The following is a 24,074-nucleotide window of genomic DNA, read 5'->3' on the forward strand; positions in this document are numbered from 1 at the left end:
CCGGGCGGGGGGCACCGTCATGTGACGATCCGCGGCGCCGAGGAGCCGGAGCGGGGGGCCAGGTCAGCGGGCCGGGTCAACGGGCCGGTTCAGAGGGCCAGGAACGTGGCGGTCAGGAAGGCGACCCCCACGCCGGCCATCAGCCACGCCGCGCGCGTCAGCCGCAGACCGCCCGCCACCACCACCGAGGCGAGCAGCAGCGCCCCGGCCAGCGGAACCCACGCGTACAGGAGCCCCGCGGGGCCGGTACGGACGACATGGCTGCTGCCCGGCTTCACGGCGACGGTGTACGTCTGCCCCTTGTGCACCGCGACCGACCGCTCGATCACGACCCGCGCACGGGCCCGCGAACCGGCCGACGTCGGGGTGTACGGGCCCGCGCAGGTGTCCTCACCGCACGTCGTCACCGCCATCGTCCCCTGCTCGCGGCCCTTCGTCAGCATCACGTGCTGGGCGGTACCCCAGGAACCCCAGACCCCCGCGACCAGAATCAGCGCCGCGACCGTGCCCATCGCGGCGAGCCGTCCGAACCGCAGTGCCGTGGACGCGCTCTGACGTGAGGAGGCAGTGGGGGACATGGCCGCGATCCTTGGCCATGGCCCTGCGCTCGGTCAACCCGGCCGGGGGTGAGGGCGGGGACAAGTCGCCAGTTGTACGCGTACGTCGACCCGCCGGGGACGCCTTGGGGACGGCCCCGGCGCCGGACCGCGCGCTCGGCTGTCGAGGGTGGGCCTCGTGCACGGCCGTCGAGGGTGGGCCTCGTGCTCGGCCGTCGGGGCGTGCGGCTCCTGGTCGGCTGTCGAGGGCTGGGGCTCCCGCTCGGCCTTCGAGGATGGGCCTCCTGCTCGGCCGCAGAGGGCTGGGCCTCTCGCTCGGCCGTCGAGGGTGGGCCTCGTGCACGGCCGTCGAGGCGTGCGCCTCGCTCGGCCCGTGTCGGCGGGCCGAGCGCTCAGTCCTCGGCGGACGTACGCGTCGGCCGGCCGGACCGCATGTCGTCGGAGACCGTACCCGCGGCGATCGAGCCGAGAAGGGCCAGCGAGCGAGCCGACTCCGACCCCGGCTCGGCGTGATAGAGGACCAGCAGCTGCCCGTCGGTCCCGGTGATCGCGAGCTTCTCGCGGTACAGGTCGAGATCACCGACCTCGGGATGGTGCAGCCGGCTCCGCGCGCCCTCGCTCCGGCGCACGTCAAGCCGTCCCCACAGGCGCCGGAACCGGTCACTCTTCAGCGACAGCTCCCCCACCAGCGCGGCCATCCGCGGATCGTCCGGCTCGGCACCCGCCGCCACCCGCAGCCCCGCCTCCACGGACACCGTCGCCGTCTCCCAGTCCTTGTGGAGCTCCCGCTCCCGCTGGTCGAGGAACGCCGCCCGCAGCCGGTTCACCCCCGGCTCGAAGCATTCACCAACGACCGCGCCGCACAGGCCGACTACGTCACCGTGCTCGCCCGACAGGTCACCCCCAAGCCCGCCGGCGTCGGCTGGAACGAAGCAGGATCCCTCTTCGTCGCCGGCACCACCGCCTACGCGGCCGTCCGGGCCGTCACTGCCGCACCCGGCGAAACCGTCGTCGTCACCCCGGCAGCCGGCGGCGTCGGCTCCCTGACCGTGCAACTGCTCCACCACGCCGGAGTCCGCGTCCTCGCCGTCGCCGGCAAGGCCAACCACGACTGGATCGCCTCCCTCGGAGTGGAACCCGTGGCCTACGGCGACGGACTGGAGGAACGGCTCAGCGCCGCCGCCCCCGACGGCGTGGACGCCTTCATCGACGCCTTCGGCGACGGCTACGTCGAACTCGCCATCCGCCTCGGCGTCGCCCCCGTCCGGATCAACACCGTCGTCGACTTCCCCGCCGCACAGCGCTACGGCACCCGCAGCGACGGCGGCATGTCCGCATCCACCGCCGACGTGCTCGCCGAACTCGCCGCACTCATCGCCGCCGGCGACCTCACCGTCGAGATCAGCGCCACGTACCCCCTCGAACAGGTCCAGGACGCCTACACCGAACTGGCCCGGCGCCACACCCGAGGCAAAATCGTCCTCCGGCTGCGCTGACTCGCACACCCCCGAACGCCCCCCGCGGGTTCAGGAGTTGTACGTGCGCACCGGATTCAGGAGTTGTACGTGCCCTGCGCCCGCTCCAGACCCTCGATCACCAGACACTCCACGGCATCCGCCGCCCGGTCCACGAAGTAGTCCAGCTCCTTGCGCTCACCCGAGGCGAAATCCTTCAGGACGAAATCCGCGACCTGCATACGGCCCGGCGGACGCCCGATGCCGAACCGCACCCGGTGATACTCCGAACCCATCGCCTTCGTCATCGACTTCAGCCCGTTGTGCCCGTTGTCGCCCCCGCCCAGCTTCAGGCGCAGCACCCCGTAATCGATGTCCAGCTCGTCATGCACCGCCACGATGCGCTCGACCGGCACCTTGTAGAACTCCCGCAAGGCGTTCACCGGACCACCCGACACGTTCATGAACGACATCGGCTTGGCCAGAATCACCCGCCGGTTCGCCGGACCCGGCGGCCCGATCCGCCCCTCGATCACCTGCGCCTGAGCCTTCCCGGCCCGCTTGAACTTCCCGCCGATCCGCCCCGCCAGCAGATCGGCCACCATGAAACCCACGTTGTGGCGGTTCATGGCGTACTCGGGCCCCGGATTACCCAGCCCCACGATCAGCCAAGGGGCACTGGCATCGGTCGTCACGTCCGCGTCTCCCATGTGTCCTTGATACGCGCCAGCCGCCGCCCCGGACGGGAGCGGCGGCTGACAGCTGAGAAATACGGGGGATCAGGCCTCGGCGGCCGCGTCGCCCTCGCCCTCGGCGTCCGCGGAGGCCTCCTCCGCCTGAGCGGCCAGCACCTGCAGCACGACCGCGTCGCCGTCGATCGCCAGCGTGGTGCCCGTCGGCAGCGTGATGTCCTTGGCGTGGATGGAGGCACCGGCCTCCAGGCCCTCGATGGAGACGGTGACCGACTCCGGGATGTGGGTGGCCTCGGCCTCGACCGGAAGCGCGTTCAGCACGTGCTCCAGCAGGTAGGCACCCGGAGCCAGCTCGCCCTCGGTCTGAACGAAGATCTCGACGTTGACCTTCTCACCGCTGCGGACCAGCAGCAGGTCGACGTGCTCGAGGAAACCCTTGATCGCGTCACGCTGCACGGCCTTCGGGATGGCCAGCTGGCTCTTGCCGTCGATGTCCAGGGACAGCAGAACGTTCGGCGTACGCAGCGCAAGCAGCAGGTCGTGACCCGGCAGCGTGATGTGGACCGGGTCGGCACCGTGGCCGTACAGAACACCCGGAACCTTGCTCTCGCGGCGGATACGACGCGCGGCGCCCTTGCCGAACTCGGTGCGGGACTCAGCGGCGATCTTGACCTCGGACATGTTCACTCCTCGTAGTACATGGGGAAGGTGGTCACCCGGCCACGAACGGCCTGCTACGAAGAGCGCGTCGATAACGGATCACCGCACAAAAAAGTGCGGCCTCCCTCGCCGAGCAACTTCAGCAGTCTACTCGGCAGGAAGGCCACACCCAAAAGGATCTTTACTGCTCCTCGAACAGGCTCGTCACCGAACCGTCCTCGAAGACCTCACGCACCGCGTTCGCGATCGTCGGCGCGATCGACAGCACCGTGATCTTGTCCAGCTCCAGCTCACCCGGCGTCGGCAGCGTGTCCGTGAACACGAACTCGCTCACCTTCGAATTCTTCAACCGGTCCGCCGCCGGCCCCGACAGCACACCGTGCGTCGCCGTCACGATGACATCCTCCGCACCGTGCGCGAACAGCGCGTCCGCCGCGGCACAGATCGTGCCACCCGTGTCGATCATGTCGTCCACCAGGACACACACACGGCCCTTCACATCGCCGACCACCTCATGCACGGTGACCTGATTGGCGACGTCCTTGTCACGGCGCTTGTGCACGATCGCCAGCGGCGCGTCCAGCCGGTCGCACCAGCGATCCGCCACCCGCACCCGGCCGGCGTCCGGAGACACCACCGTCAGCTTGCTCCGGTCGACCTTCGCCCCCACGTAGTCCGCCAGGATCGGCAGCGCGAAGAGATGATCCACCGGACCGTCGAAGAAGCCCTGGATCTGATCCGTGTGCAGATCCACCGTCAGAATCCGGTGCGCACCCGCCGTCTTCATCAGATCCGCGATCAGACGCGCCGAAATCGGTTCACGCCCACGGTGCTTCTTGTCCTGCCGCGCGTAACCGTAGAACGGCACGATCACCGTGATGCTCCGGGCGGACGCCCGCTTCAGAGCATCGATCATGATCAACTGCTCCATGATCCACTTGTTGATCGGAGCCGTATGGCTCTGCATCAAAAAGCAGTCCGCACCACGCGCCGACTCCTGATAACGGATGTAGATCTCACCGTTCGCGAAGTCGAAGGCCTTCGTCGGGACGACCCCGATCCCCAGCTTGTGGGCGACCTCCTGGGCAAGCTCGGGGTGGGCGCGGCCGGAGAAGAACATCATCTTCTTCTCGCCGGTCGTCTTGATCCCGGTCACAGCACTGTCTCCTCAGAGGTCTCTCAGCTGGTCATGCGAGGTGGTATCAGCTGGGGGTGTCGATGTGCACTTATCACGGTACGCCGTGTCAGACGCACCTGTTTCCGGTCAGGCTTCGCCCGCCGGCTCCCGAGAAGCCACCTCCGCCGCCTTCGCGGCCGCGCTCCCCGGACGCTTACGAGCCACCCAGCCCTCGATATTCCGCTGCTGGCCACGGGCCACAGCCAACGAACCGGGCGGCACATCCTTCGTAATCACCGAGCCCGCCGCGGTGTACGCGCCGTCCCCGACCGTGACAGGCGCCACAAACATGTTGTCCGAACCCGTACGGCAGTGAGAACCCACCGTCGTGTGGTGCTTGTCCTGCCCGTCATAGTTCACAAACACGCTCGCGGCACCGATGTTCGAGTACTCACCGATCGTCGCATCCCCCACATACGAAAGATGCGGCACCTTCGTACCCTCACCGATCGACGCGTTCTTCGTCTCCACATACGTACCCACCTTGGCCTTCAGACCAAGCCGTGTCCCCGGACGCAGATACGCGTACGGCCCCACACTCGCCTGCGGACCCACCTCGGCGCCATTCGCCACCGTGTTGTCCACCCGGGCACCCGCGCCCACCCGCGTATCCCGCAACCGCGAATTGGGCCCGACCTCCGCACCCGTGCCCAGATGCGTACGCCCCTCCAACTGCGTCCCCGGATGCACGATCGCGTCCTGCTCGAACGTCACCGCCACATCCACCCACGTCGACCCCGGATCGACCACCGTCACACCCGCCAGCATCGCCCGCTCCAGCAACCGGTCATTCAGAATCCGGCGCGCCTCGGCCAACTGCACACGGTTGTTGATCCCCGCGATCTCCCGGTGATCCGCCGCCACCGACGCCCCGACCCGATGCCCCGCCTCCCGCAGAATCCCGAGCACATCAGTCAGGTACTCCTCACCCTGACTGTTGTCCGTACGCACCTTGCCCAGCGCGTCCGCCAGCAATTGCCCGTCGAACGCGAACACTCCGGAGTTGATCTCCCGGATCGCGCGCTGCGACACACTCGCGTCCTTGTGCTCGACGATCGCCGTCACCGCACCGCTGGCCTCGTCCCGCACGATCCGGCCGTAGCCCGTCGCGTCCGGGACCTCGGCGGTCAGCACCGTGACGGCGTTGCCGTCCTCGCTGTGCGTGGCCGCGAGACGCGTGAGGGTCTCCCCCCGCAGCAGCGGGGTGTCCCCGCACACCACGACGACGGTCCCGTCGACACGGCCGCCCAACTCCTCCAGGCCCATGCGCACGGCGTGCCCGGTCCCGTTCTGCTCGGCCTGCACGGCCGTACGGACGTCCGGATCGATGCCGCCGAGATGCTCAGTGACCTTCTCGCGGGCGTGACCCACGACGACGACCAGATTCCGGGGCTCCAACTCGCGCGCTGCGGCGAGTACATGACCCACCAGCGAGCGACCGCAGAGTTCGTGCAGGACCTTCGGTGTGGCCGACTTCATACGGGTGCCCTCACCCGCTGCGAGGACGACGACGGCTGCCGGGCGGTTGGCGCTCACGGGATGCCCTTCGGCTACTGATGGCTGGGGGGTGGACATCCGCAGGATACCGGGGCGTATCAGGGGGGACATGAGAGCGGGCCCTGACTTGACTGTCAGGGCCCGCTCGAGCGCAGCTCCCGGGGAAGGAATCGAACCCTCATTCAATGGACCAAAACCATTTGTCCTGCCATTAGACGACCCGGGATGGTCTGCGTGTTATGTCCGATTCTGCTGATCGGCTTCGCGCGCGGACAACACTATGCCGTACCAAGCGCCTTCGATGCGACGGTAGAGGTCGGCGCTCTGGCGGACATTGACCGCCAGGCACCCGTGATAAGCCGCGCCCACGTTCTTGCGGACCGTCTTGGGATTGTGCTTCTTGAGCGTCGTTTTGTAGAAGGCGGAGGGGTCGGCTTCGACGAGGTTCGCCCAGTACTCTTCGGCGCCCTTGACGTCGGCGTTCTCGTGGATCATGACGGAGTAGCGGAGGCGGTCCCGCTCCACCCCGAGCAGGTCGAGCCAGCGCAGGAAGACCTCGATCATGCCGGGGTCGCTGTTGACGAAGGTGACCTTCTCCCGACGGTCGTACGACTTGTCCTTGGCGCCTTCGGCCCAGTACAGGCCGACCCCCAGGAGGGACAGCTCACGGTCGGAAAGGTCGCCGATCTCCGCGGCGGCGGCCGCCTTTGTGCGCTGCCGCTCCTCGTCCCGTACTGCCAGTTCGTGCTCCCACCGTTTCCGTCCGGCGAGTCTCGCCTGCTCGGACGGATCCCGTCGCTCCGGTTTGGGCAGATCCCGCACCCACAAGGAGATGGAGCTCTTCGAGCAGCCCAGTTCCAGCTGGATCCGGTCGTACGTCAAGCCCTGGAGCCGCAGCTCGCGGGCCCGGCTACGGAGGTCGTCCTTTGCGTTGGGGCGCTTCGTCCAGTCCGGGGCCGGCTCGCCGTCGAGGAGGCGGTTGAGGATGTCGTTGTTGTCGACCTGGAGCCGGTCGCGGATCTGGCGTCGGCTCAGCCCCGCCCGTCGTAATGCCATCGCCCGCTCCCGCAGTCCCTCGAAGTCGGTGTATTTGCTGTGTGCAGGTGCCATGGGGTCCACCGTTGTGGCGGAATGTGGGCGTCCGGGTTCGAACGGTGAGCGAATCAGCAGTTCGAGGGATACCGGCAGGTTTCGCTTCTGTTCGATTACGGAGTGTGGTGTAGGCCAGTCCCCGAAACTCACCGGAAAACGGGCGGCCGGCGCCCGTAGGCTGGAGGCATGACCACGACGGGGGAAGACCACACCGCGGCCGGGAGAGGGCCGTGGTGGTGGGCGAGGTGGCGCAGTGCGGTGCTGGACGCGTGTCTGGCGCTTGCGTCGGCGATCGAGTGCGCGGCGGAGGGTTTTCCGTTTGCGCGGGACGCGGGTCTGCCGGTCGCGGCGGGGATCGTGTTCGGGCTTGTCGCCGGTTCGGTGCTGGTGCTGCGGCGGAAGTGGCCGATCGCGGTCGTGCTGGTGTCGATCGCCATCACGCCGGCCCAGATGGGCTTTCTGATGGGGGTCGTCGGGCTCTATACGCTCGCGGCGTCCGAGCTGCCGCGGCGGATCATCGGGGCGCTGGCGGGGATGTCCCTGGTGGGGACGTTGATCGTGACGTTCGTGCGGGCGCATCAGGATGTGGTGCGCGGCGATCTGACGATAGGTGACTGGTTCGTTCCGTTCCTTTCCATCACGACGTCTCTGGGGATGACGGCGCCTCCGGTGCTGCTCGGTCTGTATGTGGGGGCGCGGCGTCGGCTGATGGAGAGTCTGCGGGAGCGGGCGGATTCGCTGGAGCGGGAGTTGCAGTTGCTCGCGGAGCGTGCGGAGGAGCGCGCGGAGTGGGCGCGCAATGAGGAGCGGACGCGGATCGCGCGTGAGATGCATGACGTGGTGGCGCATCGGGTGAGTCTGATGGTGGTGCATGCGGCGGCGCTGCAGGCTGTGGCGCGGAAGGATCCGGAGAAGGCGGTTAGGAACGCTGCGCTGGTGGGGGACATGGGCCGGCAGGCGTTGACAGAGCTGCGCGAGATGCTGGGTGTGCTGCGTACGGGCGAGGCGGCGCGGGTGGGGCCGAGTTCCGCGGTGCCGTTGGCGGCGGTGGGGGTGGCGGCCGCGGTGGCGGCGTCGCGGGTGGTGGACGAGGTGGGGGACGGCCCGTGTCTGGAGGACCTGGAGGAGTTGGTGGGGCAGTCGGCGGCCGCGGGGATGGTCGTGGATCTGTCGGTGGAGGGTGACGTGCGGGCGTATACGGCGGAGGTGGAGCAGACGGCGTACCGGGTGGTGCAGGAGGCGTTGACGAACGTGCACAAGCATGCGGTGGGTGCGAAGACGTATGTCCGGCTTGCGCATCGGTCGTCGGAGATCGCGATGCAGGTGGAGAACGAGCCGCCGCCGGAGCCGGGTTCGGCGTCGTCGGCGGGTCTGCCGAGCGGTGGGAACGGGCTGCTGGGGATGGAGGAGCGGGTTACGGCGCTGGGGGGCGTGTTCGTGTCCGGTCCTACGGATGCGGGGGGTTTCCGGGTGTCGGCGGTGCTTCCGGCGGCGGCCGGCTGAGAGGCGGCCGGTGGTTCCGGCGGCGCGTGGGTGGTTTCTCCAGGGGCGCCGCGGTGCGGGTGTGGTGCCCGCCGCGGTGCGGCGGGCGGGTGGGCCCGGGGTGGTTATCCGGCGGTGAGGCGTACGGGTTCGATGCCTGACAGCAGGGTGGTGAGGCCTTGGTCGATGTCGGGTCCGAGGTACCAGTCGCCGGTGTGGTCGAGGGTGTAGACGCGGCCTTCGGTGTCGATGGCGAGGGCGGCGCGGGTGTCGGTTTCCTCGCCGAGGGGGCAGACCTCGGTGTCGAGGGCGCGGCCGAGGTCGCCGAGGGTGCGGGCCATGTGGAGGCCGTGCAGGGGGTCGAGGTGCAGGGCGACGGGGGCGATGCGGCGGCCGGGGCCTTGTGCGGTGAGGTGAAGGCCGCCGAATTCGGCCCAGGCTTCTACGGCGGCGGGGAACACGGTGTGCCGGTGTCCGGCGGAGGAGACGTGTTCGCGCAGGGTGTCGGCCCAGTATTCGGCCTGTTTTATGTCCCAGCGTCCCGGCTGCCATCCGGCGGCTCGCAGTGCTGCGTCCACGGGGACGGAGAAGCGTGTGGTGGAGGTGCGGTCGGCGTGCATCTGCCCTTCGTTCGTCGAGTGCCGTGGACCGGTGTGGCCGCCGTGGTGTGTGCGCGGGGGTGGGGGGTGGTGGTGTGTCCCTGCGCGGGGGCGGTGCCGGCGTTGTGGTGCGTCGTGCGTGTGGGGGAGTTCAGTCGTCCTGGGCGCCGGGGTCGACGATGCGTACGCCGAAGTGGTCGCTGAGCGCGGTGCAGGAGTGGCAGGGCGCGGCGAAGCTGCCGTGCAGGGGGTCGCCGTCCTCGCGGATGCGGCGGGTGGTGAGTTTGGCCTGCTTGAGTGCTTTGCGGGCTTCGCCGTTGGTCATCGGTTTGCGTGCGGCGCGTTTGCTGCGGGTGGCGTCGACGGACGTGATGTGGCGGGAGATGAGGATGGCTTCGGCGCAGCGGCCGGTGAAGCGGTCGCGCTGGGCGGTGCCGAGGGTGTCCAGGTAGTCCTGGACGAGGGGGTGGAGTGCGGGGGCCTGGTCGCCGCGGGCGGCGGTGCCGGTGAGGGTGGCGCCGCGTACGGAGAGGGCGGCGGCGACGGTGGGGAGTATGCCGTCGCGGCGGTGCAGGATGGTGGGTGCCTCGGGTGCCTCGGTGCTGCTCCAGCCGACGCGTGGGTCCCCGGTCGTGCCCGTCTGTGTCGCGTTCATGTGGTCATCCCCTCCCAACCCGCGGTGGCAGCCGCTGATGTGACCGTCCCCCGGTGCGGAGAGACAGACTGCCAAACGCCGTGGCGGGTGGGGAAGCTGGGTCGGCGCGACACGCCCGGTCTTCGTCGCACCGTCACTGTGAGGTGACGGCAGGTCACGGAACCGGAGGCCCGGTGACCGGTGTCGTCGTACCGCATAGGCTGTCGACATCCGCGATCCATACAGCCATACAGAACGCCGCAGGGGGCAACCGCCATGACGACAGGTCGGCTCGGGCAGCAAGCCGCGCCGCCGAATGCGGCCTACGCCGGGCAGGTCGTGCATTTCCCGGATCCGGTCCGGGCCGCCCGTCACCCTAGGGGTGTACGGATCGACGAGCACGGGTTTCCCGACTTTTCGCCGTATGCGCGTGCTGCCGCGGAGATCGCCGAGCCTCCGGAGGGTTTCGGGGTCGACGAGTTGCGGCTGACGGACTATGTGTCCGCGAATGCCGCGCTCGCCGCCACCGGGCATGACCTGTGGGGCACGATTCCGCCGGTGGCGACGCCGCACGGGTGGACGTGGCATCACGTGCCGGGTTCGCGGCGGCTGGAGTTGGTGCCGGTCGAGGTGAAGGCGTTGTTGCGTCATCACGGTGGTCTCGCGACGGCGGTGGTCGACCAGGACAAGCGGGGTACGCGGCCGCTTCAGGAGACGCGTCCGGCGCATTTCGGGCTGCCGAAGTCGTCGGTGGCGGTGACCGAGCAGCAGGTGCTGGGTGTGGAGGAGGAGCTGGGGTACCGGCTTCCGGGTGCCTATCGGTCCTTCCTGAAGGCGGCGGGTGGTTGTGCGCCGGTGGGTGCCGCGCTCGACGCGGAGTTGGGTCTGCTGGTGGACCAGCCGCTGTTCACGGTGCGGGACGAGGCGGCGGTCAATGACCTCGTGTACATCAACAAGTGTCTGCGCGACCACCTGACCAAGGACTATCTGTGTGTCGGGTTCGTGCAGGGCGGTCAGCTGGCCGTGAAGGTGAAGGGCGACCGGATCGGGTCGGTCTGGTTCTGTGCGTACGACGATGTGCGTGACCAGGACGCGTGGCCGCCGGCCGAGCGGGTGCAGCGGCTGTTGCTGCCGTGCGGTGACGACTTCGACCAGTTCCTGTCCCGGCTCGCGGGTAATCCGCCGGAGCTGGAGACCGTGGCGAACCTGATGGTGGACGGTGGCTTCGCGCACGCCGTGGCCGTCTCTTCGGTGGGGGAGTGAACGTCCGATGGTGACCTTCGCGCAGGCGCAGGAGCGCGCGGAAGAGTGGATCAACGGGGATGTGGCCTCGTATCAGCATCGTGAGGTGCGGGTGCGGGAGTTCGATCTCGGGTTCGTGGTCTGGGCGGAGGACCGTGCCGAGGGTCCGCGTTCGGACGGTGGTGCGCAGCGGCTCGTGATCGCGCGGGACAGTGGCGAGGCGACGTTGTGGCCGGGTCTGCCGGTGGGTGAGGTGATCCGCAGGTACGAGGAGGAGTACGGGGTGCCGGACGCGGCTGCGGAGCCTGCGCCGGCGCCTGCGGCACGGGTGGATCTGAACCAGACGTCGTTCCTGTTGAGCCCGCCGGAGTGGCTCCAGGAGGCGGCGGACAAGCTGGGTATTCCGGATCGTCGTGCGGGTGCGTCGGACGGGGCCGGGAGGTCCCATGGGGCCGGCGTGGGTGCCGGGTCCAACGGGGCTTCCGCGGGTGGTGATTCGGGGGCCGGTGCGCCGGATGCGTTCCGTGATGCGGGGGCGCGCGACGGTGTTGATGCGCCTGCGGATTCGGGTGTGCGCGGGGGTGCTGGTGCGGGCGTGGATTCAGGGGCGCGCGGTGACGCCGGTGCGCCCGCGGGTTCGGGTGTGCGCGGCGATGCGGGGGCGCATGGTGTGCCGTCCGCGCCGGGGGCGCACGCTGCGTCTGCGGATTTGGGTGTGAGCGCCGCGTCCGCGGGGGCCGGCGCGACCGGCGGGTCTTCCGGCGCGGGGGTGCCTGGCGCGCCCGCTGCTCCTGGTGGTGCCACGCCGTGGCCCGCCGCCGGTGGTGGGGCGGATGACGTACAGGACGCGCCGCCTGAGGACGCGGCTCCGCGTGATGCGCCGCCGCACGACCGGGCGCCGTCGGCCGCACCTCCTCCCGGGGCGACGCCCTGGGCGGGGACCGACACCAACGCCGAGGCGGGCGAGGACCGTTCCGTGCCGCTGCCGGCGACGGTGTTCGCTCCGCAGCTGGCCGACCTCGGCGACGAGCGCCCGCCGCCGCCCGGGGTGACACCGGACGCGAAGACCGCCCTGATCTCGGGCGGCAGCCAACTTCCGCGTACGGCGATGGCGCCCGCGCTGGACGACCCCGACGCCTCGGCTCCGTCCGGTTTCCCGCAGGGGCCGGGCGCGCAGGGGCAGGGCGCTCAAGGTCCGGGCGCTCAGGGCGCGGGTGCTCGGCCTCCGGGGCCCGGCCCGCAGGGCACGCCTGCGCAGGGCGCCTCGACGTACGGCTATCCGCAGAGTGCCCCGGGTGCCTCGCAGGCGCCGGGTGCTCCCGGTACGCCTCCGCCCGGTGCGTCCTCCTACGGCTACCCGCAGGCTCCGGGCGCGGCTCACGGAACTCCGCCTCCCGGGACGCCCGTTCCCGGTGGTCCGCAGGGCACGCCTCCGCCGGGTGACCCGTCCTACGGACACCCGCACGCTCCCGGCGCGCCCGGTGCTCCCGGTGCGCCGCAGTCGTCCGCCGGCTCGGCCGCTCCCGGGCGTCCGCTGCCGCCGAACGCCGGTGACATCGCGGACGCCGCGACCAGCAAGGCGCAGCGACCTCCGCGGAGCGCGCGAGGCAGCGGTGCGGGCGCGCCGCCTCCGCCGAGCGCCCCCGGGGTGCCGGGGGCGCGGCCGGCCAGTACGCCTCCGCCGTCCGGGCCCGGAGCTCCGGGCGCGCCGGCGGGTGGCTACGTGCCGACGCAACTCGTGTCGCAGCTCGGCCCGGACGGGCCGGAGGGCCTCGCGGGGCCGGGTGCGCCCGCGGCTCCCGGCGCTCCTGGGGGCGCACCCGGTCAGCCGGGCGCTCCGGGTGTGCCGTCCGCGCCGGGCGCGCAGACGCCTCCGGGCGCCCCCAATCCGCCCGGCAGTACGCCTCCGGGCGGCGTCCACCATGCAGCGACGATGCTGGCGGGTCCCGCGGTCGGCGGCCCCGGCGCTCCGCAGCCGCCGGGCCCGCCCGGCGCACCGGGTCAGCCGGGCGCTCCGGGTGTGCCGTCCGCGCCGGGCGCGCAGACGCCTCCGGGCGCCCCCAATCCGCCCGGCAGTACGCCTCCGGGCGGTGCCCACTACGCCGCGACCATGCTGGCCGGTCCGGCAGTTGGCGGCCCCGGCGCACCGCATCCGCCGGGCCCGCCCGGCGCGCCCCGGCCCCCGGGCGCCCCTGGCGCACCCGGAGCGCCTGGCGCACCAGGTGTCCCTGGCGCCCCCGTGCACCACGCCGCGACCATGCTGGCCGGTCCCGCAGTCGGCGGCCCCGGCGCACCCCCGCCGCCGCAAGCCCCCGGCATGCCCCCGGGCGCGCCCCAGCCGATGCCGGGCCCGCCTCTGCCCCCGCAGCCCATGCCGGGACAGCCGATGGGCGGTCAGCCCATGCCAGGCCAGTCCATGCCGGGTCAGCCGATGCCGGGGCAGCAGCCTCCGGCGTACGGCTATCCGCAGGGTGGGCAGCCGACGGTGGGGCCCGGTTATCAGGCCGTGCTGCGCTTTCGGGCGCAGGACGGATCCGAGCAGCAGCTGATCCGGCGTTCGGCGCCGGGCACCCCGCACCCGGAGTGGCAGATCCTGCACGAGCTGCGCGCGATGAACGTGCCGCCGCAGCAGGTGCTGGAGCTGCACACGGAGCTGGAGTCGTGCGAGCTGCCGGGCGCGTACTGCGCGCGGATGATCCGGGAGACCTGGCCGCAGGCGCGGATCACCAGCATCGCCCCGTACGGCACGGACCACGCGAGCCGTCAGCAGGGGATGCACCAACTCATCGCGCACCAGGGCGAGTTGCACCAGGTCGCGGACGGTCCGGCCCGGCTCGCGCCGGCGCGTGCGCCGATCCCGCCGGTGCAGCCCGCGCCGCCGATCCCGCCGGAGGGTGTCGCGCAGGAGCTGGCGGCGGCGTTCGGGCCGGGGGTCTTCCACTTCGACCAGGCGGCGGTCTCCCGGCAGGGCGTACCGCCGATCGTGGCGCACACGCTGGTCGTGGCCGGACTCCCGGTGGACGTGGGCCCGTTCTTCTGGGCGCAGGCGCAGCCCGGCCGCCCCGTGCCGACGCTTGCGGAGCTGGCGCAGGAGCGGGGGGTGCAGCCGGCGTCGGACGCGGGCTCGTACCTCGTCATGGGCAGCGACTTCGGCAAGGCGATCTGTGTGCAGTACGGCACGGCGAACATCGTGGCCGTGCCTGTGGAGGCCGGCCCGCGCGGTACTCCGGTGCCGCCGCAGTTCGTGAACACGGGGCTGCCCGAGTTCGCGCGGTGCCTCGCCCTGCTCGGGCGGATGTGGCGGCTGCGCTTCGGGCTCAACCAGGAGCAGGCGGGCCGCTGGACCGTCGACTTCCAGGCCCAGCTCGCCTCGCTCGACCCGGCGGCCCTGGGCTCCCCGGAGAGCTGGTGGTCGGTCCTGCTCGAGCAGATGTGGGACGGCCTGCTGTGACACCGCGGCGCTGAACGTCGGCGGACCGCACGGAAGGGGCGGACCCGGTTATATGACCGGGTCCGCCCCTTTTCTTATGCAACTCGACCGCAATGGATGGGCGGAGTGTCGCGTTATGAACACTTCTGTGTGATCCATCAAGATGTGCGCGAAATCGTTCGTCATTTCGTGTGTGTCCGGCGGAGAGGGGTTCCAGGATGAACAGCGCATCGATGTCGCCGCACGACTTCGTGGCCGTACGGCGGGGTTACCGTCCCGAGCAGGTCGACGCGTACGCCGAGGCGCTCTCGCAGGACCGTGACGCCGCCTGGGAACGCGCCGCCCGGCTGACCGTGCTGGCCAGGGAGATGGAGGCCGACGCGGAGCGGATGCGGGAGGCCGTCGCCCAGCTCGCACCGCAGTCGTACGAGACCCTCGGCGAGAGTGCCCGGCGCCTCTTCGCGCTCGCCCAGGAGGAGGCCGACGGCGTCCGTGAGAACGCACGCCGGGAGGCCCAGCGGATCGTCGGCGAGGCAGAGGAGGCGGGCCGGCGCCTGCGCGACGAGGCGCAGGCGTACGCCGACGAGGTGCTCGGCGAGGCCGCCGAACGTGCCAGGCACCGACTGCTCGCCGCCCGCGCCGAGGCCGATGACCTGCGCATCTCGGCCCGTCGCGGAGTGAAGGAGGGGCGCGGCGAGGCGCTGGCCGCGCTGCGCGACATGCGGCAGCGCGCGGAGGTGCTCCTCACCGATCAGGAGAAGGAGCACGCCGAGCGCTGGGAGGAGGCCGAGCGTGCGGCCGCCGAGCGGGCGGCGGCGCTCGACGCGGACCACGAGGAGCGGGAGGCGCGCGCCGAGGCCGCGCTGGCCGAGGCCGAACGCGCTCTGGCCGAGGCCGAGGAGTCGACCGGGCAGTCCCGGCAGGACGCCGAGGCGCGCGCCGCCGAACTGCTCGCCGAGGCCCGGGTCCGCGAGGATCGCATCGCCCGCGACACCGAGCGGGTGCTGCTGCAGCACGGCGAGGAGTGGGACGACGTACGCGCCCAGATGGACCACGTACGCGAGAGCCTCATGACCCTGACGGGCCGGGCGCCGGCTGAGTGACGCCCGGGGCCAGCGCCCACCGGCGGGTGACGGCTTGGGCCGGCCGGGCGCCCGCCGAACGAGTCCTCGACGGGGACCAGGGCGACGGCTACGGGGTACGCCCTGCGCTCACCCCTTCAGTGAGCCCGGTCTCGCCCCGGCCTCTCAGTGAACCCGGTCTCGGCTCACCCCTTCAGTGAGCCCGGTCTCGCCCCGGCCTCTCAGCGAACCCGGTCCCGCCCCACCCCCTCAGCGAGGCCCCGTCTCGGCCCGGCGTACGGCGCCCGCCAGGATCCACCCCTCCACTGCCTCGTACTGGCGTCGCTGTTCCTCGGACCTGCGGCGGCCGGAGGCCACGGTGCCGAGCCAGCCGTAGGCGAAGCCCAGGGGGATGGAGACGATGCCGGTGGTGGTGAAGGGGAACCAGTTGAAGTCGGCCTCGGGGAAGGCGGATATGGGGGAGCCGGAGACCAGGTTGGTGCCGGTCATCAGGACCAGGACCGTGAGCGTGCCGCCGATGAGGGTGCACAGCAGGCCCGCCCGGGTGTAGCGGCGCCAGAAGAGGCTGTAGACCAGCGCGGGCGCTATCGCGGACGCGCCCAGGCAGAACGACAGGGTGACCAGCGGCTGCAGGCTGTGGTGCTGGACGAGGGTGGCGAGCAGGATCGCCGGTACGCCGACCGCGAGTGCCGAGACCCGGGCCAGGGTCATCTCGCGGCGCGGTGACATCTCCTGGACGCGTGCGGCGAACACGTCGTGCGCGAGGGAGTTGGCGCAGGCCAGGATCATCCCGGCGACCGAGGCGAGCACGGTCAGGAAGATGGCCGTGGTGACCGTCGTGAACAGCAGGGTCTCGGCGGTGGAGACGTCGGGCCCGAACGCCGCCCGGGAGCCGAGCAGATAGGCCGTGTTGCCCTGCGGGTCGGCGGCGGCGATCGTCTCGCGGCCGATCAGCGCCGTCGCGCCGAAACCGACGACCGACATGACCAGGACGAACAGGGCGACGGCGGGCACCGCCCAGGACATCGAACGGCGCACCTGCCGGGCACTGTTCGCGGTGTACATGCGCATGGTGATGTGCGGCAGACACGCGCCGCCGAGTACCACGGTCAGCTCCGAACTGATCATGTCCAGGCGGGGGTTGGGGCCGCCCGAGAACTGCAGTCCCGAGTGCAGGAAGGCCGGTCCGACACCGCTGCCCTTCGCGGCGGCGTCGAGCAGGGCGCCCGGGTTCCAGTCGAAGCGGCTCATGATGAGGACGGCGACCACCGCGCCCGAGCCGAGCAGCATCACGATCTTCATGATCTGGATGAGAGCGGTGCCCTTCATCCCGCCGATCGCCGCGTAGCTGATCATCAGGACGCCGAGCCCGATGATGCAGCCGGTCTTCAGGGAGTCACTGGAGAAGCCGAGGATGAACGCCAGGAGATCGCCCGTGCCGGCGAGCTGGACGAGCATCAGCGGCAGCAGCGCGGCGATGGTCGCGCCGCACGCGGTCATCCGGACCGCGCGCCCCGGCATCCGTCGCGCCAGGGCGTCGCCCATGGTGAACCGGCCCGCGTTGCGCAGGGGTTCGGCCAGCAGGAACATCAGCAGCATCAGGGACAGCGCGGTGCTCAGGGCGAGGACGACACCGTCGTACCCGGCGAGCGCGATGATGCCGCTGGCGCCGAGCACGGTGGCGGCTGAGATGTAGTCCCCGGCGATGGCGAGGCCGTTGCGCATGGGGGAGAGGGAGCCGTACCCCGTGTAGAACTCGTCGAGGTCGTCGCGGTCGGGGCCGGTCATCACGCACAGCAGCAGCGTGATGGTGGCTACGGCGGTGAAGGCCACCAGGGACATGGCCTGCGCGGAACTGCTGAACCCGGTCATCGCGCCGCCTCCCGCTTCGCGTCCAACTCGGACTGTTTGCGGATCCGGTCGGCGATCGGGTCGACGCGCCGGCGCGCCGTGTGCTCGTACAGCCAGATCGCCAGGCAGGTGACGGGCACTTGGAGCACGCCGAGCAGCAGCCCGGTGGACAGTCCGCCGGAGACGGTGCTGGTCATCAGGGACGGTGCGAACGCGGAGAGGAGGAGAAAGAGGGTGAAGTAGCCGAGCGCCGTGAGGGTGGCCACGCGCCGCTGCCAGCGGTACGCGCTGCGCAGCACACGGATGTCGCTGTGCTGCCCGAGGGCCTGGTGGCGCGGCCTGCGCCGGTGATCGGGTTCGGGGGCCGGCTGCTGCCAGGGGTAAGTGGCGTAGGGCGGCGACGAGTTGTGCGGGGACTGCTGGTGGCGCGGTTGGTAGTGGGGCGGTTGGTACTCGGGGGACGAGAACGCGTCTGGCATCCCGTATCTCCTTGCGCGGCTCGGGTCCGGGGCGGACCGCAGGGAGCTGGGCGGTGAGCGAGGCACGCTACGCGTAGCCGCCGGGAGCGCGAAGCACTTTCACCAAACTGATCGGTCGGTACGCGCTTGCTTCGGTGACCTGCGGTGTTACCCGCGTTTACCCTCCTGTGGCTGTGTATCTGCTGTGTTCCGGTTGTGGCCGGAGTGTGAGGATGGCCTCACCGAACTTCCTTGGTGAACGAGGAGCCAATGGTTGATCTCCCCGGTGGCGGCACCCGTTGCGTCCATACAAGGAGAGAACGATGACTGACGTACGCGCATCCGTGATGCCCGGAGTCGTACGCGGTGCCCAACTGCTTTTGTTCGCACTGGGTTTCGCCGGACTTCTCGTCATGCTCGCCGGGTCGGACTGCTCGACCTCGTACGGGCTGGGCGTGCTCCTGGCCCCGTGGATCCTCGTATGGGTGTGCGCGCTGCTTGCCCTGACGTACGACGGCAGTTGCCCGGCACGGTGTCCGGCTGGCGACCTGTCTGGTCCTGGGGTTCGTGATGCTGGGGTCGTGCTCGCAGGCAGGCAGGGCCGAGGCGCCCGGTGACTTCCTGGACGCCGCGTTGCGCGTCCTGCTGGGGCTGCCGGCGATCGTGCTGCTCTCCCTGCCGGAGGCCACGGCGTGGTTCCGGCGGCCAGGCCCTGGTGGGGGAGTGCGGTGAACCCCCGGGAGCCGTCAGGCGGACGTGCCGTTCACTCTTCGGAGCTGTCGAGCACCGGGAAGCGGCGTGGGGCCATGAACAGCAGGACCAGGAAGGCGAGTCCGGCCGCGCAGGCCGCGCCGAAGTAGACCCAGTGGACGGCCGCCGCGACCGCGCGGCGCAGCTCCTCGCCCGGGGTGCCCGAGTCCAGGGCTTTCGTGACCGAGTCCAGGTCGCCCGCGCCGCCGAGCCGGGAGGCCAGCACGCCGTTGGCGACCGCGCCGAAGAGCGCGGCGCCGATCGTCTGGCCGCTCTGCCGGCAGAAGAGGACGGAGGCGGTGGTGGTGCCGCGCTCGGCCCAGCCGACGGTGGACTGGACGCCGATGAGCAGCGGGAGTTGGAAGAGCCCGAGCGCGCCGCCGAGCAGCAGCATCAGGAGAGTGGGCTGCCAGGCCTCGCCGGGGTACGGCAGGAAAGGGAAGGCGAACAGGATCAGGGTGGCCGCGCCGATGCCGAGCATCGCGGTATTGCGGAAGCCGATCCGCCGGTAGACGTGCTGGCTGAGGGCCGCCGACACCGGCCAGCTCAACGTCCATACGGAGAGCACGAATCCGGCGGTGATCGGCGCCAGCCCGAGCACCGACTGCGCGTACGTGGGCAGGAAGACCGTCGGGGCGACCATCAGCAGGCCCAGCGCGCCCAGCGCCAGGTTCACGGCGGCGATGGTGCGCCGGCGCCAGACCCAGCCGGGGATGATGGGCTCGGCCGCCCGGCGTTCGACGAGGACGAGGGTGGCGATCAGCGCGAGTCCCGTACCGAACAGGGCCGTTGAGGGTGCCGAGAGCCAGGGCCAGGCCACTCCGCCCTGCACCAGCGCGGTCAGCAGTACGCCGCCGCAGGCGAAGACGGTGAGCGCGCCCGCCCAGTCGATGCGCGGGCGCTTGACGCTCGCGCGCCGGGGCTCGTGGAGGTGGCGGACCAGCAGCCAGAGCGCGACCGCGCCGAGCGGCAGGTTGATGAGGAAGATCCAGCGCCAGTCGGCGTACGCGGCGAGCACCCCGCCGAGCGCCGGTCCCGCGACCGCCGAGGTGGCCCAGACCGTGGACAACCTGGCCTGGATCCTGGGCCGTTGGTCGAGCGGGTAGAGGTCGGCGGCGAGCGTTTGGACCGTGCCCTGCAGGGCGCCGCCGCCGAGGCCCTGGACGACCCGGAACGCGATCAGCGCGGCCATGTTCCAGGCGGCCGCGCAGAGCAGGGAGCCGAGCAGGAACAGGATCGAGCCGGCTATCAGCACCGGCTTGCGGCCGAAGGTGTCGGAGAGCTTGCCGTAGACGGGCAGGGTGACCGTCACGGCGAGCAGATAGCCGGAGAACAGCCACGAGAAGACGGAGAAACCGCCGAGGTCGCCGACGATCTGCGGGACGGCCGTCGACACGATCGTGGAGTCGAGCGCGGCCAGGCCCATGCAGAGCATGAGGGCGGCGACGACGGCACGGCGTGAGCGGGGGCCGGGAGAGCGGTCCGTCGCCGCCGCTCGCAGGCCGGGTGTCGCGCTGTCCACCGGTTGCCTCCCCCTCAGCCCTGGGGGCGTGATTCTTTCCCCCTGCATCTATCTGCCGCACCACAGCTTCCCACTTGACCCTCACGTCGCGGGAGGGTGGACGCTGAATGGGCTCGAGGGTGGAGGCGACCCCGAGAAGGGCTCCACCGATGGGTGGACTGCCCCTAGGGGTCCCTCCTTACTACGGCCCGGGGAGGGCTCGTACCGACGGAGGACGAGAAGGGCCGGGCCCCGTCCTTAACCTGGCTTTACGCCGCTGGGGAGCGGGCCGCGACCGGGCCGGGTCGTACGGACCGCACCCTCGGGGGTGGGGTTTTCCCCAGCAGAAGACTGCGCTGAGCACCAGCGCGCCGGACCCCCTTCCGCGACCAGACTGATCCGCGTACGGCACGTGGCTCAGTCGCTGACCGATCCACGTACTGCATCGCCGCGAACCATCCGCCGACCGTTCCGCGTACGGCACCGCTGTGAATCAACTGTTGACCGACATAGGAGACTTACCGTGACATCGGCTGTGACCATTCCCAGGCACGGGGGCACTGGAGGGCGTACGGCCGTTGCCGCGCGAGCGCGACAGGTCGTGAAGGCGTACGGGTCCGGGGAGACCCGGGTCGTCGCGCTCGACCACATCGACGTGGACATCGCGCGGGGCCAGTTCACCGCGATCATGGGCCCCTCGGGGTCCGGCAAGTCCACGCTGATGCACTGCCTCGCCGGACTCGACACCGTCACCTCCGGGCAGATCCACCTGGACGAGACGGAGATCACCGGACTCAAGGACAAGAAGCTCACGCGGCTGCGCCGGGACCGGATCGGCTTCATCTTCCAGGCGTTCAACCTGCTGCCGACGCTGAACGCGATAGAGAACATCACGCTGCCGATGGACATCGCCGGCCGCAAGCCGGACAAGGGCTGGCTGAACCAGGTCGTGGAGACGGTCGGGCTCGCCGACCGGCTCAAGCACCGGCCGACCGAGCTCTCCGGCGGCCAGCAGCAACGCGTCGCCGTCGCCCGCGCCCTGGCCGCCCGCCCTGAGATCATCTTCGGTGACGAGCCGACCGGGAACCTCGACTCCCGGGCCGGCGCCGAGGTGCTGGGCTTCCTGCGCCGCTCCGTCGACGACCTCGGCCAGACCATCGTGATCGTCACGCACGACCCGGTGGCCGCCTCGTACTCGGACCGGGTGCTGTATCTCGCGGACGGCAGGATCGTCGACGAGATGTACCAGCCGACCGCCGATCAGGTCCTCGACCGCATGAAGGACTTCGACGCCCGGGGGCGTACGTCATGACTGTCCTGAAGACCTCGATGCGCAACTTCTTCGCGCACAAGGGGCGGATGGCCCTGTCGGCCGTCGCGGTGCTGCTGTCGGTGGCGTTCGTCTGCGGCACGCTGGTGTTCACCGACACGATGAACACGACGTTCGACAAGCTCTTCGCGGCCACCGCTTCCGACGTCACCGTCTCCCCGAAGGCGGCCAAGGCCGACGACACCCCGCAGAACGGCAAGCCCGAGTCGATGCCCGCCTCCGTGCTGGCCCAGGCGAAGAAGGCCCAGGGCGTCAAGTCGGCCGAGGGCGCGGTCAGTTCGATGAACGTGACCGTCGTCAACAGCGACAACAAGAACATGGGCTCCACCACCGGCGCCCCGACGATCGCCGGCAACTGGACGAAGAACGACCTGCGGTCCATGGAGATCACCAAGGGACACGCCCCGCGCGGGCCCACCGAGGTGATGGTCGACTCCGACACCGCCGACAAGCACCACCTGAAGATCGGCGACGAGCTGCGCACCATCGCGGTCACCGGTGACTTCAAGGCGAAGATCGTCGGTGTCGCCTCCTTCAAGGTGACCAACCCCGGTGCCGCCGTCGTCTACTTCGACACCGCCACCGCGCAGCGCGAACTGATCGGCGAGACCGGCCGGTTCACGCACATCAACCTCGCGGCCGCCACCGGTGTCACCGACACCCGCCTCAAGCAGAACGTCATCGCCTCCCTCGACGGCACCTACAAGGTGCAGACGCAGCAGGAGACCGCGGACGAGAACCGCTCGGGCGTCGGCTCGTTCATGAAGGTCATCAAGTACGCCATGCTCGGCTTCGCCGGGATCGCGTTCCTGGTCGGCATCTTCCTGATCATCAACACCTTCTCCATGCTGGTCGCCCAGCGCACCCGGGAGATCGGCCTGATGCGGGCCATCGGCTCCTCCCGCGGACAGGTCAACCGCTCGGTGCTGGTCGAGGCGCTGCTGCTCGGCGTGTTCGGCTCCGTCCTCGGTGTCGGCGCGGGCGTCGGTCTCGCGGTCGGCCTGATGAAGCTCATGTCGTCGATGGGCATGGAACTGTCGACGGCCGACCTGACCGTGAAGTGGACGACCGCCGTCGCCGGCCTGGCGCTCGGCATCATCGTCACCGTCCTCGCCGCCTACCTCCCCGCCCGCCGCGCGGGCAAGGTCTCCCCGATGGCCGCGCTGCGCGACGCCGGCACCCCGGCGGACGGCAGGGCCGGTCGCGTACGGGGCCTGATCGGGCTGGTCCTGACCGGCGTCGGCGGCGGCGCCCTCTACTGGGCGGGCACCGCGGACAAGGCGGCCGACGGCTCCCGGGTCCTGGGCGCGGGTGTGGTGCTGACCCTCATCGGGTTCGTGATCATCGGCCCGCTGCTCGCGGGCGGTGTGGTCCGGGCGTTCAGCGCCGTACTGCTGCGGGCCTTCGGTCCGATCGGCCGGCTGGCCGAGCGCAACGCGCTGCGCAACCCGCGGCGTACGGGCGCCACCGGTGCGGCCCTGATGATCGGCCTCGCACTGGTCGCCTGCCTCTCCGTCGTCGGCTCCTCCATGGTGGCCTCGGCGACCGAGGAGCTCGACAAGACGGTCGGCGCGGACTTCATCGTCCAGGGCAACCAGCGGATCGTGCCGCAGGCCGAGAAGGCCATGCAGTCGACGGCCGGCCTGGCCCACGTCACGCGCTACAAGGAGGTGGACGCCAAGCTGACCGCCCCCGACGGGGTCACCGAGGACACCTCGGTGACCGCCGCGGACCCCTCGTACGCCGAGGACCTCCGTCGTGAGACGACGGCCGGCGACCTCGCCGCCGCTTACGGCACGAACGCCATGTCAGTCGGTTCCGACTACGCGACGAAGCACCACGTCAAGGTCGGCGACACGATGACCGTCGCCTTCAAGTACGGGAAGACGGCGGGGCTCAAGGTCGCGGCCATCACGGACGACGACACCTCCATCGACCAGGGCGCGCGCTATCTGAGCCTGAAGACGATGGAGAAGTACGTCCCCGCGGACAAGATCCCGTCCAACGTGATCATGTTCGCCAAGGCCAAGGACGGCCAGGAGAAGCAGGCCTACGCGGCACTCAAGAAGTCCATGGAGCCGTACCCGCAGTACCAGGTCCGCGACCAGACGGACTTCAAGCAGGAGCTCAAGGACCAGATCGGCCAGCTCCTGAACATGGTCTACGGCCTGCTCGCCCTGGCGATCATCGTGGCCGTCCTCGGTGTGGTGAACACCCTGGCCCTCTCGGTGGTCGAGCGCACCCGCGAGATCGGCCTCATGCGCGCCATCGGCCTCTCCCGCCGCCAGCTCCGCCGCATGATCCGCATGGAGTCCGTCGTCATCGCCCTCTTCGGCGCCCTCCTCGGCATCGGCCTGGGCATGGGCTGGGGCGCCACAGCCCAGAAGCTCCTCGCCCTGGAGGGCCTCAACGTCCTCGACATCCCCTGGCCGACGATCATCGGCGTGTTCCTCGGCTCGGCCTTCGTAGGCCTCTTCGCCGCCCTCGTCCCCGCCTTCCGCGCCGGCCGCATGAACATCCTGAACGCCATCGCCACCGATTAGCCACCGCGCACGGGGGTCGCGGAGGAGGAAGCCCGGTCCCGAA

General features: G+C 70.6%; 20 protein-coding genes and 1 tRNA gene. 8 read left to right on the forward strand and 13 right to left on the reverse strand.

Annotated elements, in window-relative coordinates; translation table 11 throughout:
* Positions 1-89: 89 nt before the first annotated feature.
* Both ACFWM2_RS14075 and ACFWM2_RS14080 read right to left on the reverse strand, forming a co-directional pair.
* Positions 90-578 (reverse strand): hypothetical protein, encoded by a 489-nt coding sequence (locus ACFWM2_RS14075; RefSeq protein WP_383277941.1) that lies wholly within the window; start codon positions 576-578, stop codon positions 90-92.
* Between the two features lie 371 nt (positions 579-949).
* The gene (locus ACFWM2_RS14080; RefSeq protein ID WP_383277944.1) at positions 950-1,384 is read right to left on the reverse strand and encodes a hypothetical protein; all 435 of its coding nucleotides are present in this window, start codon (positions 1,382-1,384) and stop codon (positions 950-952) included.
* Between ACFWM2_RS14080 and ACFWM2_RS14085 the strand changes: the two genes are divergently transcribed.
* A complete protein-coding gene (locus ACFWM2_RS14085; RefSeq protein ID WP_383277948.1) occupies positions 1,334-2,053 on the forward strand; it encodes a zinc-binding dehydrogenase in 720 nt (239 codons plus the stop codon). The two genes, ACFWM2_RS14080 and ACFWM2_RS14085, sit on opposite strands and share 51 nt — an antisense overlap.
* Positions 2,054-2,109: 56 nt before the next feature.
* On the opposite strand, the gene pth is transcribed toward ACFWM2_RS14085, so the two are convergent.
* The 6 genes from pth to ACFWM2_RS14115 all read right to left on the reverse strand — a co-directional run bounded on the left by pth (position 2,110) and on the right by ACFWM2_RS14115 (position 7,147).
* Positions 2,110-2,721, reverse strand: coding sequence for an aminoacyl-tRNA hydrolase (gene pth, locus ACFWM2_RS14090; protein WP_383277951.1), 612 nt, complete (start codon positions 2,719-2,721; stop codon positions 2,110-2,112).
* A 69-nt stretch (positions 2,722-2,790) separates the two neighbouring features.
* Positions 2,791-3,384 (reverse strand): 50S ribosomal protein L25/general stress protein Ctc, encoded by a 594-nt coding sequence (locus tag ACFWM2_RS14095; RefSeq protein WP_383277954.1) that lies wholly within the window; start codon positions 3,382-3,384, stop codon positions 2,791-2,793.
* A 160-nt stretch (positions 3,385-3,544) separates the two neighbouring features.
* Positions 3,545-4,519 carry a ribose-phosphate diphosphokinase gene (locus ACFWM2_RS14100; protein ID WP_383277957.1) on the reverse strand — a complete coding sequence of 325 codons (975 nt, stop codon included), beginning with the start codon at positions 4,517-4,519 and terminating at the stop codon, positions 3,545-3,547.
* A 108-nt stretch (positions 4,520-4,627) separates the two neighbouring features.
* Positions 4,628-6,076 carry a bifunctional UDP-N-acetylglucosamine diphosphorylase/glucosamine-1-phosphate N-acetyltransferase GlmU gene (gene glmU, locus ACFWM2_RS14105; protein WP_383277960.1) on the reverse strand — a complete coding sequence of 483 codons (1,449 nt, stop codon included), beginning with the start codon at positions 6,074-6,076 and terminating at the stop codon, positions 4,628-4,630.
* Positions 6,077-6,192: 116 nt separating this feature from the next.
* Positions 6,193-6,263, reverse strand: a tRNA-Gln gene (locus tag ACFWM2_RS14110).
* An 11-nt stretch (positions 6,264-6,274) separates the two neighbouring features.
* Positions 6,275-7,147 (reverse strand): hypothetical protein, encoded by an 873-nt coding sequence (locus ACFWM2_RS14115; protein ID WP_383277963.1) that lies wholly within the window; start codon positions 7,145-7,147, stop codon positions 6,275-6,277.
* A 168-nt stretch (positions 7,148-7,315) separates the two neighbouring features.
* Here ACFWM2_RS14115 and ACFWM2_RS14120 point away from each other — a divergent pair, with 168 nt between their 5' ends.
* Entirely contained in the window at positions 7,316-8,632 is a 1,317-nt protein-coding gene (locus ACFWM2_RS14120) for a sensor histidine kinase (RefSeq protein WP_383277967.1), read from the forward strand.
* A gap of 104 nt (positions 8,633-8,736) precedes the next feature.
* Here the strand turns inward: ACFWM2_RS14120 and ACFWM2_RS14125 are convergent, their stop codons facing one another.
* Positions 8,737-9,231: an SUKH-3 domain-containing protein gene (locus ACFWM2_RS14125; protein WP_383277969.1), complete on the reverse strand. Its 495-nt coding sequence runs from the start codon at positions 9,229-9,231 to the stop codon at positions 8,737-8,739.
* Positions 9,232-9,361: 130 nt separating this feature from the next.
* Entirely contained in the window at positions 9,362-9,865 is a 504-nt protein-coding gene (locus ACFWM2_RS14130; protein ID WP_383277972.1) for a YwqJ-related putative deaminase, read from the reverse strand.
* Positions 9,866-10,120: 255 nt separating this feature from the next.
* Here ACFWM2_RS14130 and ACFWM2_RS14135 point away from each other — a divergent pair, with 255 nt between their 5' ends.
* From ACFWM2_RS14135 to ACFWM2_RS14145, 3 genes are all read left to right on the forward strand, one after another.
* Positions 10,121-11,107, forward strand: a complete 987-nt coding sequence (locus ACFWM2_RS14135; RefSeq protein ID WP_383277975.1) for an SMI1/KNR4 family protein — start codon at positions 10,121-10,123, stop codon at positions 11,105-11,107.
* Between the two features lie 7 nt (positions 11,108-11,114).
* Positions 11,115-14,537 carry an SUKH-4 family immunity protein gene (locus tag ACFWM2_RS14140; RefSeq protein WP_383277978.1) on the forward strand — a complete coding sequence of 1,141 codons (3,423 nt, stop codon included), beginning with the start codon at positions 11,115-11,117 and terminating at the stop codon, positions 14,535-14,537.
* A 197-nt stretch (positions 14,538-14,734) separates the two neighbouring features.
* The gene (locus ACFWM2_RS14145) at positions 14,735-15,619 is read left to right on the forward strand and encodes a DivIVA domain-containing protein (RefSeq protein ID WP_383277980.1); all 885 of its coding nucleotides are present in this window, start codon (positions 14,735-14,737) and stop codon (positions 15,617-15,619) included.
* 228 nt (positions 15,620-15,847) lie between these two features.
* Here ACFWM2_RS14145 and ACFWM2_RS14150 read toward each other — a convergent pair whose 3' ends face one another.
* Together ACFWM2_RS14150 and ACFWM2_RS14155 are read right to left on the reverse strand one after the other, a co-directional pair.
* Positions 15,848-17,470, reverse strand: a complete 1,623-nt coding sequence (locus ACFWM2_RS14150) for a cation acetate symporter (protein ID WP_383277982.1) — start codon at positions 17,468-17,470, stop codon at positions 15,848-15,850.
* Positions 17,467-17,928 carry a DUF485 domain-containing protein gene (locus ACFWM2_RS14155; protein WP_383277985.1) on the reverse strand — a complete coding sequence of 154 codons (462 nt, stop codon included), beginning with the start codon at positions 17,926-17,928 and terminating at the stop codon, positions 17,467-17,469. Before ACFWM2_RS14155 ends, ACFWM2_RS14150 begins: the two co-directional genes overlap by 4 nt.
* Before the next feature lie 546 nt (positions 17,929-18,474).
* Here ACFWM2_RS14155 and ACFWM2_RS14160 point away from each other — a divergent pair.
* Positions 18,475-18,639, forward strand: a complete 165-nt coding sequence (locus ACFWM2_RS14160; RefSeq protein ID WP_383277987.1) for a hypothetical protein — start codon at positions 18,475-18,477, stop codon at positions 18,637-18,639.
* Positions 18,640-18,670: 31 nt separating this feature from the next.
* Here the strand turns inward: ACFWM2_RS14160 and ACFWM2_RS14165 are convergent, their stop codons facing one another.
* Positions 18,671-20,227 (reverse strand): MFS transporter, encoded by a 1,557-nt coding sequence (locus tag ACFWM2_RS14165; RefSeq protein ID WP_383277990.1) that lies wholly within the window; start codon positions 20,225-20,227, stop codon positions 18,671-18,673.
* Positions 20,228-20,681: 454 nt separating this feature from the next.
* Here ACFWM2_RS14165 and ACFWM2_RS14170 point away from each other — a divergent pair, with 454 nt between their 5' ends.
* Both ACFWM2_RS14170 and ACFWM2_RS14175 read left to right on the forward strand, forming a co-directional pair.
* Positions 20,682-21,470 carry an ABC transporter ATP-binding protein gene (locus ACFWM2_RS14170; RefSeq protein ID WP_383277993.1) on the forward strand — a complete coding sequence of 263 codons (789 nt, stop codon included), beginning with the start codon at positions 20,682-20,684 and terminating at the stop codon, positions 21,468-21,470.
* Positions 21,467-24,031 (forward strand): ABC transporter permease, encoded by a 2,565-nt coding sequence (locus tag ACFWM2_RS14175; RefSeq protein WP_383277996.1) that lies wholly within the window; start codon positions 21,467-21,469, stop codon positions 24,029-24,031. Before ACFWM2_RS14170 ends, ACFWM2_RS14175 begins: the two co-directional genes overlap by 4 nt.
* Positions 24,032-24,074: the final 43 nt, after the last annotated feature.

The organism is Streptomyces sp. NPDC058371 (assembly GCF_042723265.1).
Lineage (GTDB): Bacteria > Actinomycetota > Actinomycetes > Streptomycetales > Streptomycetaceae > Streptomyces.